8 protein-coding genes and 1 pseudogene are annotated in these 15,775 nt (G+C 52.7%); 2 read left to right on the forward strand and 7 right to left on the reverse strand.

Going from position 1 to position 15,775, the window contains the following annotated elements; all coding sequences use genetic code 11:
* Positions 1–180: 180 nt before the first annotated feature.
* The 6 genes from DFT_RS15315 to DFT_RS15345 all read right to left on the reverse strand — a co-directional run bounded on the left by DFT_RS15315 (position 181) and on the right by DFT_RS15345 (position 12,900).
* On the reverse strand, positions 181–2,253 hold the full coding sequence (locus tag DFT_RS15315; protein ID WP_200907062.1) for a 3'-5' exonuclease: 2,073 nt from the start codon (positions 2,251–2,253) through the stop codon (positions 181–183).
* Positions 2,250–4,754, reverse strand: coding sequence for a S8 family peptidase (locus tag DFT_RS25155; protein WP_076750581.1), 2,505 nt, complete (start codon positions 4,752–4,754; stop codon positions 2,250–2,252). Before DFT_RS25155 ends, DFT_RS15315 begins: the two co-directional genes overlap by 4 nt.
* 17 nt (positions 4,755–4,771) lie before the next feature.
* Positions 4,772–5,758 carry an AAA family ATPase gene (locus tag DFT_RS15330; RefSeq protein WP_054032023.1) on the reverse strand — a complete coding sequence of 329 codons (987 nt, stop codon included), beginning with the start codon at positions 5,756–5,758 and terminating at the stop codon, positions 4,772–4,774.
* Positions 5,759–5,806: 48 nt separating this feature from the next.
* Positions 5,807–8,617: a site-specific DNA-methyltransferase gene (locus DFT_RS15335; protein ID WP_054032024.1), complete on the reverse strand. Its 2,811-nt coding sequence runs from the start codon at positions 8,615–8,617 to the stop codon at positions 5,807–5,809.
* 132 nt (positions 8,618–8,749) lie between these two features.
* On the reverse strand, positions 8,750–9,826 hold the full coding sequence (locus DFT_RS15340; protein WP_054032025.1) for a Fic family protein: 1,077 nt from the start codon (positions 9,824–9,826) through the stop codon (positions 8,750–8,752).
* Complete coding sequence (locus DFT_RS15345) at positions 9,826–12,900, reverse strand: BPTD_3080 family restriction endonuclease (RefSeq protein WP_054032026.1); 3,075 nt, start codon at positions 12,898–12,900, stop codon at positions 9,826–9,828. The genes DFT_RS15340 and DFT_RS15345 overlap by 1 nt, the downstream gene beginning before the upstream one ends.
* 216 nt (positions 12,901–13,116) lie before the next feature.
* Here DFT_RS15345 and DFT_RS15350 point away from each other — a divergent pair, with 216 nt between their 5' ends.
* Entirely contained in the window at positions 13,117–13,953 is an 837-nt protein-coding gene (locus tag DFT_RS15350) for a tyrosine-type recombinase/integrase (RefSeq protein WP_235506242.1), read from the forward strand.
* 487 nt (positions 13,954–14,440) lie between these two features.
* On the opposite strand, the pseudogene DFT_RS15355 reads toward DFT_RS15350, so the two are convergent.
* Positions 14,441–15,310 (reverse strand): annotated as a pseudogene (locus DFT_RS15355) (vWA domain-containing protein).
* Positions 15,311–15,524: 214 nt separating this feature from the next.
* Between DFT_RS15355 and DFT_RS26990 the strand changes: the two are divergent.
* Positions 15,525–15,659 (forward strand): hypothetical protein, encoded by a 135-nt coding sequence (locus DFT_RS26990; protein ID WP_268750675.1) that lies wholly within the window; start codon positions 15,525–15,527, stop codon positions 15,657–15,659.
* Positions 15,660–15,775: the final 116 nt, after the last annotated feature.

Below are 15,775 nucleotides of genomic sequence, written 5' to 3' on the forward strand. Positions count from 1 at the left end.
ATATTATTACTTCATTAGTTTTCTTTTATGAAATGTCGTTACCAGAAATGAAGTTTCATTGTCACTTTTGATCTTTTGAGGCATGGGATAACTCCGTTTGCGCTGGACAAGAAGGGCTTTCATGTCATCGTCGCATAGAATGATCAAATGATCTGCTCACCTTACTCTCGGCGTATATTCCTATTCTGATAAATCATCTAAAAATTCGGATGATGGATCAGCACTTGTAATAAGCAGGCGGTCCCGGGCTCTGGTACAGGCGACATAAAGAAGGTGGCGTTCGGTGTTATAAACCTCCTCCAGGTCCGAATCATCGGTTACTCTTTCAATGCGCTGCTGGGAAGGGATTACCTCATCGTCGCAGGCCATGACTGCCACAGCCCTGAATTCAAGCCCCTTGGCAAGATGCATGGTGCCGATCATAATATGCCCACTGCTGATGGTCATTTTGTGGTCTATGATTTTGTAGGGCAGTTTTGCATTCTCGGCTGCCTTGCAGGCTCTGTCTAATTGGTCATCGGATCGTACAAAGATGCCGATTTCGTGAGGCGATAAACCTTCACTGGTGAGTTGCGTAACCCAGCTGGCCACCACTTGGCTTTCTTCATCTGCAGTTTCCAGGACTTTGACAGCAGGACTGGGGCCATTGAACACCGAAATAGTTCCGCGTCGGTCTTCTGTGTTACCGTCCACATCAGACAACTCTGGCGCCAGAAGGCGATCGGCTTGCATCCGGATCTGATGAGAGGTGCGGTAGTTGATGCGCAGGGTGCGTGACCGGCCGCGGATGTCGATGCCGAGCGCCCGCCAGGAAAACGGTTGTTGGAATATGCGCTGGCCCAGATCGCCGGTGAACATCAAACAATCTGGCTTCCCGGCGCTAAAAGAGGCAAGGAACCGAAGTTGGGCCACGCTGATGTCTTGGGCTTCATCCACTACGGCGTAATCGAAGGGTTTCTGATTGTTTTTAAAATACTCAGCCAGGCTACTGAACATATCGGCGTGGGTCATCAGATTCCTGCCTTGAAGGGCTGAACGAACCTCGCTGAAAAGCGACCAGAGCACGGCCCGTTGTTTTTCCGGTAGGCGTGTTTTGCGGCCCAGGCGCACCACATCACGGTAGGCTTCCCAGGTGGTCAACTGCCAGGCATCGACCACCTCTTCCCATTCTGTAAATAGAAAGTGCGGACTGAATTTGTGGCCTTCAATCTTTGAGGCGATTTGCGCGATGAGCTGATGGGCAACCTCGTCGGGTGCAAGCTGCAGTTTTCCGATATTGAATTCATAGAGTCGTCGAGCAATGGCGTCGATGGCATGCACCTCCAAGCGCTCCGCTATACGGGGCGTATTGCTGATCAGCAATCGCAGCTTGGTTTGAAGGGCATTGGCGAGAATTTCGGAAAAGGTGGTCAACAGTACTCTGGCGTCGGGGTTATTGCGCGCAAGGTGAACTGCACGATGCAATGCGACGATGGTTTTTCCTGTACCGGCCGAGCCAGACACCCTGACGGGACCGCTGAAGGCCTGTTCCACCAATTGGCGCTGGGCCGGATGAAGGAAGACAGTCCACTTCTCCCAGGGATAAGACAAGGCGTGTTCCAGCTCTTCCACATCGTTCATGACCCTGAAGCGGCGCTGGGCATCGGGATGGTCGAATGGATTAACCAATTGGAGTGCTTCGGTCCTGAATATAGGTTTCGACCCGGTGGCCAAATCCAAGAGCGCTTCGGCCGCTTCAGCGGGCAGGTGATCTGCTAATTCGAGGATGGAGTCCTCATCCGCCCGGCGCACATCGGCTATCCATTCAGGGGGCACGCCATAGGTCAAAAATTCTTCTTCTGCGATGCCGGCGAACAAGAGCGGCTTTTGAGACGCCAAATGCTCTTCGGATACATACGCTGGAACGGTCACCTCTTTGACCAGCTCACGGATTTCGACCAATTGGGCTGCGCCAGTTTTAGGGTGCACTTCGAGTTTTCGGCGTTCAGCCCAGCGGTAGGCATCATCGTGATGGCCGACATAACACAGCAGCAGGCTTTCGGCGGTGCGGTGCACAATCAGACGCAGGTCACTGCCGGCCCGTATGGACCAGAAATTGGGGTCTTTCGATTTGGCCAGTTTGTGGAACTGCATCCCTGGTTGGGATGGATTGACTTGGAGATCAAAGGTTGTGGTTTTGACGGCCTTTTGTTCCTCGTTGGCGAGTTTGGCGAGGCTGGTTGTGAAGGTGTCTGAAATACGGAATTCCATCATACGTCTACAACGGATTGAACTGAAATTTTATTTTTTATTGCATTATAGAGCTCAACCTCTATTTCAGGCGCATGAATCGAAACAATCAATGAATAGCGTGCCATCCTATCGTATCGCTCAAGACGGGTTCTCGTTTTCCACCAACCTAAAGCAGGGTAAACCGCCAATATCCCACGACTGGCAAGATCAGCGGCTGCCCCCTTCCAAATATCGGAATGCAGAGCCCCTTTATGGCGGTTTTGGGGTCCTATCAACCAACCCGAGTCTTCGCCTCTGGATCGAGAGCCTGTCTCTTCATCCCTTGCCGCTGCATTTATCCGGGAACGAAAATCATCTCCTGATTCGTAGGGACGCTTGACATCAAAACGCAACCCATGCGATTCATAGCGGTATCTCGTACGAATCCATCTTTCCGACGGGTTCGGTTCAATGAAATAGGATAGTGTGACCCGCATTTCAACTTGTGTCTCACCAAGTGATTCAAGCTCTTCCAAAGGCCAAGGCAATTGATGCAGGTTCATATCCCGTAGCTTTGGCTGTGCTTGCCCATGCCGCTGGAAGGGATGCAAAGAGCTTTCCACAATTAGTGTCAATGAATTTGAAACACTCCATAATGCCCGATGCAAATTTGGTACTCCGTAACCACAATGACGTACCAACTGTGTGTATTCGCTTTTTGAAGGTCGTGGACTGGTTAGAAAAGTACTGCGCATCGCATCTGTCCAATCCGCCGAGTGAACAATCAGACCTCGGACAGTTTCGGGCTTAAGCTCTGGATATACTGTCATGATCTGCGCTGCCATTCGCGAAGCAAGAGCCGTTGCAGCACTAGTCGCGTTGGCTGTTGTGAACATGCGCTCTGTGGGCAGATGGTGGGTTGTCAAGAGACACAAACTCGGCATCCAGACAGCGCCTATTTCATCTTTAGCCGCATTTCCACCTTCAAAAACGACATCAGGTTTCAACGGCCAATGTGGTTGCCAAGTGCATGATGTCGTGCTGAAGGGGCTCAGACCGCCGGCAGGTGCTATTGGCAGATAGCCTGCTGCATCCGGCTCCGTAATATGAACAAGCTCAGTGTAAGCCCCCACAGTCAGGGCATTCCAGGCCTGCGCCGGGTCGTGAATGCCATCACTGCTATTACTATGTGGACATTGAGCCCATGCATTAGGGTCGCTGATATTCCCTGCCGAAACTATTATCAAACGCGGATTTGTGGCATCTCCTTCAGCGTCCGCAGCCAGTCTGTCCAAGGTTGCCGACCATGCCGACGGACGACCCCGGTCCCGGTTGTCTCTGGCGGTCACCGCCATACTGAAGACACGTCTCCGGTTTGGCGCTGTTACTTCTGGTCTCGCAACAGCTTCTATTGTTAGATAACCATGGTGTTTTGATTCGCCTGGATTATCACCATTGGTTGACAATAATTTCACCGACTCCAAACGGTGCCCTATCTCTATTTGCTCACTGGAATCTAAGGTGTCAGTTAAATCGCCAACCAAAGATAAGCCCGCCAGTGCTGTTCCATGTCCGTGGTCGTCATTTTTTCCCCATGCGGGATTGACAGTATGAAGATCTCTACTGGTAATTGCCGGCCCAATAAACGGATGGCCGTTGTTGATACCCGTATCAAGAAGGCATACATGCGGCGTGTCATCACTTTCTTCTGCAAACCGACAGCGTTCCATCAGTTCTTCTAACCAGTCGGCTTGCTCTTCAAGGGGCGAATCGTCAAAAAAATAAGCTGTTTCTTTCGCCCGTCTTAATTCAGCAATGCTGTTGAGCGTCATTATGGAGCGAGCCATTTGTTCAGCGGAACCATGGATAATTAACACGATCCTTTCCGGAAAATTCAATTCTCCCGGGGCTATTTGGAATCCCTGCATTTCAGCCAGCCTACGAAATGTCACGACGGATGCTATCCGATCTTCACGTACCGGCAGCCAGACTTCCCACCAAAAGGATTCATCATCCGTGTCAGGGAATACTTCCGGATCATCAGTCCACAGGGCATGCAAGGTTGCTAACCGAATCTGCCGAATGGTATTGACCAGTTTTTGATGGTCACGTAGCCGACCAGCACGATCCTTTTTTTCATCGATATAATCTTGAATCACGTTTTCAAAATGTGCCAGTTTCCCATCTGGGACAAACACGGTGGCATATGTTCGCTGTCCATCATGCCGGGCATTCAGCAGCTCAATCCCAGAGCGTTCTCTTGCCAGGCTGTCAAAAGCTATTTCGATTTCAGGGAAACTTTCAAATTCTACTTGCAAGCCAAAACCACTTTCCAGGCCTGCATTTTCTTGCAGTTGACGGGCGGTTGAAAAGGCGGGTTTCAATGATTCGATCTGACTGCGGAGCCTGTACCCGTGGCGATGACGATCTTGTTGGGGCACCCGTGATGGTTCAATCGGTCTCACAGGTCGAGAGAAAGGTTCGGATTGAGTAAAACCATCTAATATGAAGTGTTTATTCCGTGTATCATTTGGGTCGGTCATTGCAAATCATCTCGGAACTATCTGTTGTTCTGTAGTTTTTCTGTTACAGCCTTCCTTTCGGCCAGCATTTTAAAGATATCTGTTTCAATGATATTTTCACGGCCCTGAATAAGGGCCTCCTTTAATACCTCCTCGGCAGCCCTGGTGATTTCAGCATAGCTCAGCCCGACCGCTGATTGGGCAAGTCTACTCCATGATATATCCTTCTGGCAAAAGTTTGATAGTCGCGCTTTCAATAAAAGTGCAATCTGACTTTCGGATGGGAGGTTATACTGCAGCACATCATCAAATCGCCGAAAAAGTGCATAATCCAAAATCTCAACATGATTGGTAGCGGCAAGAATAAGACTGTGGGAGCAATCCTGTTCGATCATTTGTAAAAAACTATTGAGTATACGTCGAATTTCGCCGACATCATTCCCCAAACTGCGTTGGGAACCGATGGCATCAAATTCATCGAAAAAATAAATCCCACGCGCCTTGTTTGTTGCTTCGAATATCTGGCGTAATTTTGCAGCCGTTTCTCCCATATATTTTGTAAGCAAACCATCCAGGCGGACTTGAAACAAGGGAATACCCAACTCTCCACCCAGAACTGAAGCGGTCATCGTTTTGCCTGTCCCTGGCAACCCAACCAGCAAAAGCTTGCGACGTGGTGAAAGGCCATGTGCCAAAATCTGCTGTGCATGCCGCTGTTCCCTGATGACACGCTCAATTTGTTGTTTCAGCTCATCATCCAGCACCATATCGTTTAAATGGTTTTTTGGATAAGAAACCGTTAGCAGATTGGCCAGTTCGCCCCGGGGACGGCTGATGGGCGTCGGTTTTTCAGTGGCGTTCTGACTTTTGGCTCGATCAATGAGCGCCCGCAGTTCCTCAGCTAGTTTGCCGTGTCCCATTCTTGCTTCATGAGCAGCAAGCTGCATGGCCACTGAATAGAAACGCTGATCATCGCCTTCAATGTGCGATTTTAACAGGGCTTTTATTTGGTCTGCACTTGGCATGGCAATTCTCCTAATTGAATAAATAGGATGATATACCAAATCGATTCATTATGACACCTTAAACACTTTCATCACTTCATCCCCCAAATGGTTGATTACCTTTACCGCGATGCGGCCGGATTTGGGTTTATGGAACGGGCGGGAGGTGTCGCTGTTGAGGGTGGCCCAAGCGTCGGCGCTAATTTCAGCTTTTAGGGTGGTTTTGAGGGCTTTGTAGGGATCGTTGGCGCCGAGGAAATAGGCGTGACGGACGAAGAAGCTCTCTTCGTTGTAATCGGTGTCGATGAACCAGCAGGCGATGCCGTCGGAGCCGTCGCTGCGCACCTCGCCGGTGTTGGGGTGGAAGACGTCCACGCCGTTGATCTTGACCTGGATTTGGCCATCTTGGGCATTGAGGATGTCGATGTCGGGTTCGCCGAAAATGACGAAGAGGTTGCCCTTGCCGGTGTTCTTGAGGTCGTCGGCCATGTGCAGGTCGGCATTCATGCGGGCCTTGAGGATGGGGATGCGGCCGAGTTTGGCGAACTCTGAGGAGTGGGCGTCGTAGTTGAAGGCGCAGGTGATGAGGGCATCGAAACCGGCGTCTCCGGCTTCCCGGGCAGCAGCCACCAGGTCGGGACGGGAGACGGTGCCGAATTCCGGGCCGATGAAGATGGCGGCGCGTTTCTGGCTGCCGGTGGCCTGGTCGCCTTCCTGGTAGAGGCCTTCGGCGCATACCAGATCGCCGGGCCAGGGAGTGATGGAAATGAACTGGATCTTGTCTTCCTTGTGGGCCTGCTGGACGCCGGCGGTTTTCAGGTTATCCAGAATCATCTGGGTGAAGTCATAGCCTTCGAAGTGGCTGGCGTTGGATTGGGAGACGCCGTCAATCAGTTCGTCGTTTTCATCTACGCCCAGCACGCGATGGGGTGAAAGGCTTTCCACCGTGAAGGGGCCGGCCACGCGGACTTTCTTTTTATCTTCATAGGGTTTGTCGTAGAGATACTCGACATCGGCCTTGGCGGCGATGGAAGCGTCGATCTCCTTCTGGCGGGCGATACGCCGTTGCCACCACTGGTCGTGGAGCTTTTGGGCGGCGTCAGGCCATTTGATGTCCGCCTCGCGGGGGATCTCCCACTCCTCCCATTGCTTCTTCAATGCCTGGTTAAGCTTCGCGCGCAGGGGTTCCAGGGTTTTCTGGTACTGTTCCCAGATCACGTCGATTTCGGAGTTGTTGGCAATCGATTTGAGGGTGATGTGGGGCACGCGCTCGTAGACGAATCCTTGGCGGATGTCGCCGTGGGCAGGGGCTTCGGATGGGGCCGTGCGGGTGACCTCGGCCTCCTTGAGCTGCCCGTCGCGGCTATCGGATAGCAAGTAATACAGATAACGGGCGCCCATGATGCGGGCACGGGCGAGGGCCAGGGCTACACGGGATGTGTCAATGGTGATCCAGCGACGTCCCCATTGTTCGGCGACATAGGCCGTGGTCCCCGAGCCGCAGGTGGGGTCGAGGACGAGGTCGCCGGGGTCTGTCGCCATGAGAATGCAACGTTGAATTACAAGCGGATTTGTCTGGACGACATATTTTTTGTCCGACCCGAAAGAAACAAATACAGTATCAGTCCATATGTTTGCCATCTGGATGTAAAAATTATCTTCATTGCAAAGTCGAAAAGCAACCGACTTGCCTCTGGCAATTAAACGGCAAGCCTTTGCTGCGCGCTCAAACCCGCCAATAGAAGTTCTCCATCCCCCTGTGTTTGGAGGCTGAAAATTGGTACCTTGAAATGATAGGATAAAACGTGAGGACTCTCCTCCCGACTGGCTTTGAGTCTGTCCGGGCCTAAAACGCTTTACACCCGGTGGCAAATCCAATTGCCCATTGCGCTCAGCTGAGGTCATCATCCTAAATGTCCCGTCAGGAAACTGAACATATGTATATGCTGTTTCAAGTTGTTTTTCTGTGCGCTCTCTTTTTAATTTTCTGAATTTAGCCTGCTCCTTGTTTCGAGCATACCAAACAAGTATATCGTACACGCCATCCAATCCATCAGATATTCTACCACTTGAAGTTTGAAAAATGATTTGATCGACAAAGTTATTGTTGCCAAATACTTCATCCATTAAAGCCCTTATAAGGTGCACATTCTCATCCCCAATCTGAACAAAAATCGAGCCGCTATCCGTTAGCAAGTCCCGCGCCACGGTCAATCGATCCCGCAGATAGGTTAGATAGGAGTGAATCCCATCCCGCCAGGTATCCCGAAACGCCTTGACCTGCTCTGGCTCGCGGGTGATGTGATCCGCTTTACCGTCTTTCACATCCCGGCTGGTAGTGGACCACTGAAAATTGGAGTTGAACTTGATGCCGTAAGGCGGGTCGATGTAGATGCACTGCACCTTGCCGCGCAGGCCTTCACGCTCGGCCAGTGAGGCCATGACCTGGAGGGAATCGCCCAGGATCATACGGTTGGACCAGTTGCCATCGTGCTGGTAGAACTCGGTGCGGGCGTTATCGCTGGGCAGGCCGTTAAAGTCGGCAAAGAGATCAAGCTGCTCGGGCACACCTGATGGTTGTTGGGCGGCCTGGGCCTTTTTGAGCAGGTCGTCGATGAGCACCTTGGGGTGCACCTTTTCCTGGATGTAGAGAGGCGGTGCATGCACCACTAGGTCGGACCAGTCCTGCTCGTCCTTGCCTCGCCACACCAGTTGAGGGTCGAGGTCGCGGTTGCGGCGCTCGTAGGCCACCCGCAGGGGCGAGAGTTCTTCGGTGCGCATCACGGACTGGTATTCGGCCGTGGGAATGTTTTTGCGGGTGGCCTCGTCATGGGTAAGGGTTTCAACGGTCAGCTTGGAGTTTGTTTTTTTCTTGGCCATGCTATTTCCGAGTAAGTTAGAAGGTACAGACGAAATAGTGATATTCAGTCAATAATTTCGACACGTTTCTACGATATGTCGATATTTTAATTTTTTTTCGACACATTATAAAAATATGTCGATGGCGTCACCCTATTCTTTTAAGATGGCCAGCAAAGGCATGTTCATGAAATAGACCTCGCGCCCTACCTTCAGGCTTTGAAGCAGGCCGATCTCTTCAAGGGTTTTGAGGTACACGGAAGCGGTCTGCCGTTTTGCAAGGGCGCGCTGCTCCAGAAAGCGGATCTTGCAATAGGGCTGCTCAAAAATCAGCTCGATCAAGTCCTTGGAATAAATCTTGGGGGCCTTGGTGCGCGCTGTTTCCTGGGCCGCATTCACCAAGTCGCGGATGCGAAAAATCTTGTCCCGTGTCTGCCGGGCCGTGGCGGCGATGGCCTCCAGCATGTACAAAATCCATTCTTCCCAGGCATTCTGCTCGGTCACCCGGCGCAGGCCGGCATAATAGTCCGCCTTGTTGCGGATGATGTAGTGGCTCAGGTAAAGCACGGGGATTTTCAGCAGCTCTTGTTCCACCAGATAAAGGATATTGATGATGCGGCCGGTGCGGCCGTTTCCGTCCGTAAAGGGATGAATGGCCTCGAATTGATAGTGAAAGACCGCCAGTTTCACCAGGGGGTCGATGCCGTCTTCGGCGTTCATAAAGCGTTCGAGGTTGGCCAACAGTTCGCGCAGCAGAGCTTCGCCTTCTGGTGGCGTATAAACGATTTGCCCTCGACTGTCGGCGATTTTGGTGCCGGGCACTTTGCGGATGCCCAGATCGATTTGTTTGATGATCCCCACCAGTTCAATGAAAAGATTGGTGGATAACGGTCTTGTTTTCAGATTCTCGAAGCCATGCCACAAGGCCTCGCGGTAATGCAGGACCTCCTTGGTGGGTTGGTCCACTTTGCTCGGATCTTCATCGGCGGCCTTGTAAAGCTCGTCGCTGGTGGTGACGATGTTTTCGATTTCCGATGACAAACGCGCTTCCTGCAGGACGATGGAGTTGACCAATATGGCCTGATTGGGGATGGCATCGCCGGCGCCTTTGAGTTCAGCCAATTCACGATTGGCGGCAATGGCTTTCTTTAAAATCGCCTTGGATTCCAAATCCACGTCCGGTGGCAGCAACGGCAGATCATTGAAAGGTTTGTCGCGATCAAAAACCATTATGCCTCCATGGTCGCGTCGGGCGCATCGTTTACTCCCACGTCCTCGATCATTTTGTTGAACTCGGCTTCGACCCTATTCTCGAAATCGGACTCGATGCGATAGACCTCGGTGAACTCGGCAAAGGCCCAGCGGCCATATTTTTTCAGGTTATTGACCCCGGGCACCCAGTAGGTCTCCATGGTGGCTTTTTTCTCCTTGGCGTCTTCGCGGCGATAGCCTTTGATTTCGACCACCAGGTGGAGCGGGTCTTTTTGGCCGTCATCCACAAGGACAATGAAGTCGGGCCGATAGATGCGCTTTTCCGATCCATATCGGTAAGGCACTTCAAATCCCAAGTTGTGATTTTTTACATAGGCTTTGACCCTGGGGTGGGCTTCGGCCACGCGACAGAATTCGGCTTCCCAGTCGCTGTCCAAAATGACCCAGTTGATATGGCAGCGGCGGACATCGGTCTCCCAGCGGCTCTTTTTGGAGGTGTTGAAATTGACGTGGATGGTGGCGCCGGTGGGGTTATAAGGGGCGAGCACCGCCTTGATGGGATTGTCGCCCAGAAGTGAACGGGTGATGCCGGCGGTGATGCGTTCGCAGGCCATGTCCGCCAGTTCCTGGTACATAAGCTGGGCCGGGAAGGTGCCTCCCTTGCACACAAGGCATTGGTCGAGCCACTGTTTGGTGATGCGCTTGAGCTGGCCGAAGAGATGCAGTTTGGGCTCCTCGCCGGGGTCGCGCCACTGGGTGAAAATCAGGCGCCGGGTCACGTGAAACAGCAGCGTCGAGCGGCGCAGGTCGCCGGTGTGGAGCAGGTTGAGATCGACACCTTCGCCGATGATGCCGGAATTGCGGGTGATGGTGGGACCGACAATATCGGGAGTGAGCTCCAGTAACGAATCATCATTGAAGGTAGCGGTGAGCCGTTCGCCGGCCAGTTCCACCCGGTAACCCTCCACCCGCGGGAATCGGATTTCAAGGTGGTCGCGTTCCGGTCGCACCGCATGGACGCGGATGGTTTCCCGCGGCGGCTGGGGTGGGGCGATCACAGGCTTGGCCGTAAAGTCGAAGGGAATACCCAAGACATCGGCATATTCGACGTTGAAGCGCCCTTCTTCGTTGAGGTCATAGGATTGCCGGCGCAGGCCGCGGCCGATGACCTGTTCACAAAGAAGCTGGGTGCCGAAGGCGCGCACGCCCAGCACGTGGGTTACTGTGTTGGCATCCCAGCCTTCGGTGAGCATGGAGACCGAGACGACACAACGGATTGATTCCCCCAGGCGCCCCTGCTTGCCCACAGTGTTCATGACCTCGCGCAGCAGGTCTTGGTCGGTGAGGTTCTCTGCCTGGCGACGGTCGCCGGTACGTTCGATGATTTCTCGACGGAAACGGGCGATTTCATCGGCGGCCATTTTGCGGAAGTTTTCGTCCAGGGCATCACCGGATTCGAGTTGCTCGCTGTCGATGAGCAGGGTGTATGGGCGGGAATACTGGTTGCCGTGCTCGTTGAAATTGCGGAAGAGCTCAAATCGGCCATTGACCAACGTGCTCGATCCGTCATCGTTTTCCTGGTGAAAGCCGGAGATGTAATCGTAGACCAGCTTGGAGGTGGAGGTGTTGTTGCACACGACAATGAAGCAGGGCGGCACATGGATGCCGTTTTCCTGCCATAGTTTAAATGTCTTTTCGTAATGGCCATAGAGCGCTTCCAGAGCGGTCTGCAGTTCCACGGGCAGGCTGAGGGGATCGAGGGTCTTGGCTTTGCCGCGTCCTTTCTTGGGCATGCGGGTGCGGATGTGTTCCCAGAGGTTGCGGAACTTGGGCATGTCGCCGCCGGGAATGTTGTCGGCCACCGGTACCCGCGGCAGCTTGACGATGCCGCACTCGATGGCATCCATGAGGGAAAAATCACTCATGGTCCAGGGGAAAAGGGTTCCTTCCGCATAACCCGACCCTCTCAGGAAAAAGGGTGTGGCCGATAGATCGATGACGCGCGTGATGCCGAGTTTGTGGCCGATGATTTCAAGGCCGGTGATCCAGAGCCGGGCGGCTTCGTTTCTTTTTTCCGCTTCTTTCTTATCATCGCCTTTAAGGTCGGCGGTATCTTCTTCGCCCGGTTTTTCCCGGTAGCAATGATGGGCTTCGTCATTGAGCACCATGATGTGTTTCATGCCCATGAGATCCGGCATCACCCGTTGGATCATCTGGCCTTCGGTCTCAAGCGTATTCAAAGCGGCGCCACGTCCTTGCAACAAAGAGCGACCGCCCTTGGATAACTCCATGCGCTCGCGGAGTTTGAAAGCGTGGTAATTGGTGATGACGATCTTGGCCCGCGTCAGGTCGTCCAGCATGTCGCTGGGTATCAGCTCCCGGCTTTGGTAGTAGCTGTCAGGGTCGTTGGGCATCAACACCCTCAGACGGTCGCGAATGGTCAGGCCGGGTGTGACTACCAGAAACCCGCGCGTGAATCTTTTGCTGGCGGATCGACGCACGGCATTGATGGTTTGCCAGGCGATGAGCATGGCCATGACCGTGGTTTTACCGGCACCGGTGGCCATTTTGAGGGCCAGCCGCATCAGTTCCGGATTGGCATCGTTGTTGGCATTGACCAAGTGATCCAGAAAGCCCTTGCCGGCTTTGCCGATTTGGGGCGCCACCTCGGTCAGCCAGATGACAGTTTCGGCTGCCTCAACCTGGCAAAAAAAAGGGCGAATGTTGCCGAAGCGGTGGTCGCGCCAGTGTTGCAACAACCGGGCAGTTTCAGGGGTTACGCGCCAATCGTTGGGGTTGGGGAGCTCACGCCATCGGTCAACCTGAGTGCGAAGTTCATTGATGATTGGGGTCGGGTCATATCGCTGGACCTGGGTTGAGATTCCCTTGCCTTCGTCGAACACGAATTGTTGTTGTTCATGGGCTTTTTGCCGGCGTTTTTTTGGTTTGGGTATCGGTGTGATCAGCTCGACAAAACGTCGTCGCTCAATGATTTTCTGAGTAGGCTGGCCATCCTTATCGAGCTCCCAGTGCCGCGATGGATACTCATAAGGGGAGTTGAGGATCGGTCTTTTAAAAAATAGGTTATCCATCAGGATGTGACTCTCCTTATCGCGCAATACGAAGTGGGATTAATCGATTAGGTTGAGCACACGATCGAATCCATCATAATCCAAGTTCTAGTTGACGGAATCAGAGAGATGGTTCTGTCATATCTGCAGGTGCCCGAAAGGTCAAGGAAATGCTAAGTCTTATCAAGCGAGTGAATAAAATGGTTGCCGAGGGAATCCAACAAAAGGAGGTATTCCATGAAACTTTCAGAGGCATCAAAACCTTGGCTCGGGTACCACAGGGCGCATTCCAAAGAAAATTCAATACGCGCCTATCAGGCTTTGGTTGAATTACTCGATGAAGAGTTCGGGAATGTGCACTTGGAAGATGTCACCGTCGAAAGAATTTTACCGTTCATTAATCGCATCACCGAGGGTAAGAAGCCGACAACCAAACGGACACGCTATTCACATTTGCTGGCATTTTTCAACTTTATCAAAAACAACATCGATGCTGACTTTCGCAACCCTTGCGACACACCCATGCTGAAAAAGCTTTTCAGGGCCAGACCATCTCACAACTGGATACCGCTCGAAAAAGAGACCGTAGACGAAATCATCTTCAGAACCGCAAAACCCAGAAACCGTTTGATGCTTGAACTGATGGCCAGGGGCGGCATGCGCATCAGCGAGGTGTTAAAGCTAACCCCCGCCGATATCAATGACCGGCGCTTAACCTTGAAGGAACCCAAGAGCGGAAAAGAGCAGGAATTTATCTTCGTCCTGCAGCGGCTTGCCGAACGGTTTAAGGACTACATCAAAGCAAAAGGGGTCCGACCTCATGAGCGTGTATTTCCAATTGGCTATGAAGCTGCCCGGGAGATGGTAGCCAATGCCGGCAATGTCGTGGGCATCCATTTGCGACCCCATGACCTGAGACGCCATGCCGCCACTTATGCCAGTCGCTCGGGTGTGCCCATTGAGATCATTTCCAAAGTCATTTTACGGCATGCCAACTTGTCAACCACGGAGCGGTACCTTGGGAAAATTAGCGATACGGAGGCCATGCGATGGATCGATAATCTTTACGCTTAAACAGTATTATGCTGTTTGGCAAAATGCGGTTTGGCACAATAAATCAATAACCGAAAAGTATATATTCTTCTTGAAGGCGCCCTTCATCGCCCCCCTCAGTCTAAATCTCAAAATCTCCTGTGATACCTGTAGAATTTCGGTACCTATTTTTGCTCTTTCAAAACCCCAGATATGTCTTTAATATCAGATTGTTAAATGGTTGTGATACGGTCGACTTTATCCAAGCAGCACATAGCAGCGACCACCCCCACCAGGTCAAAAACCTGGCAGGGGCAGCCCTACCCCCGATCTTCAATCCACAAGGTACCCGTATAGCTTCTGACCTCCTTTGTAGATCCCGTTTCCGACGCCGGCAGCCAACGCCGTAATACCGGCAGCAATCCCCACCGCCACGATCCGGGAAGAATCCCCCTTGGCTTGCATTAAGACGCTTTTTCCCACCTCCATCGCAAAGTCGATGAGATTTATTTCCTCGGTTTCCGTAAGATCACCCCCCTCCCGTTATTTCAATGACCTCGCCAAACGGCACCAAACATCGAGCAACACCAAACTGCACCCAAAGCACTGGATAGTCCGGCGTGTCAGAAGGAAAACGGTTGCACTCCAGGTCCGTAAAGTAGATCAGGCAACAGGGTTCAAGCCCTGTCGCGACCCATTAAAACACGGGTCTAAAGTCGGTGCCGCCACCGCCAATGGGATTCAGTTTCAACGGCAGGTCGGCTCTGCCATATACCTGGTGCGCCTGGATCCGGGTATCGCAATAGACGACATCGATGACGGTGTTATACTCTTCCAAAATCGCAGATATCTCGGCTGCAAACTGGTTCAAGGCAACGGTATCGACGCTCCCGGACATATCCACGGCAATCACGAGCCGCCCCAGTTCCTTGGAGTGAAAACCCGGCAGGAATATTCCCTGTGCAAGATACCGCCGCGAGGGCGGCAGCCAGGCATAATCGTTTATGGCCGCCTGCTCGACAAAGTGCCGAAGCAGCACTCGCCAATCGACCGCAGGGTGCAGCACCGTATCGATGGACCTTTTGATACCGGCCGGCAGACTTCCCATGGCCTGGGCCTGCTGGGCCGCCTGGGCGAGGTTTACCCGCCATTGGGCTTCGGCCTGCTTCAGATCAGCGCCGGTGTTGCCTGGCGCATCCCGCACCTCACCCGGTCCGGACGTGGCTCTGGACCCGACGGGATCTGCGCCCCCGTTCCCGCCACTGCCTTGCTGATCCGGCAGCAGGGCATAGATCGCCTCGGCCGACTTGCCGTCAAAGCAATCATCCAACAGGAACCCGGCCGGTGTCTTAAATCCGGCATCATTTAACACCGCGTTGATGGCATAGTCCGCGGCCACGTTCCATTAGATCGGTGGGTTTCAATGGTATTCCTCCTTCAATTAAAAAGCCACGCGGTAGCCCGATCAAACAGCCACGAATCTCCATGATGGTGGTTTCATCCTACCAATACCCATCCAATCGGTCCGCATTGCACAACTCCCATTGAGCCGCATCTTATTGGCAAATGAAACACAAACCAAAAACCAAGAAAATCAACCGGAGAGGTGACATATGGACGACAATAGAATTCAAGACTACTTTGACGACAGGAACGAGGGACACGTGGACACCCGTGAAGCCAATTTCAAATGCGACAACCCTGATGAGCATCTGGGCTGTGACATGGGAATCGACGTTCAGGGATAAGCAACAAAAGGAAGGTGCCTTATGATTGGAATCATGCTGACGATAATAGTTCTTGGGTACTTCATCAATCACTGCATCAACGGTCGAGTGGCCGTGGCAGCGTGCAAACTGTAGCC

Source organism: Desulfatitalea tepidiphila, from assembly GCF_001293685.1.
In the GTDB taxonomy this organism is placed as follows: domain Bacteria; phylum Desulfobacterota; class Desulfobacteria; order Desulfobacterales; family Desulfosarcinaceae; genus Desulfatitalea; species Desulfatitalea tepidiphila.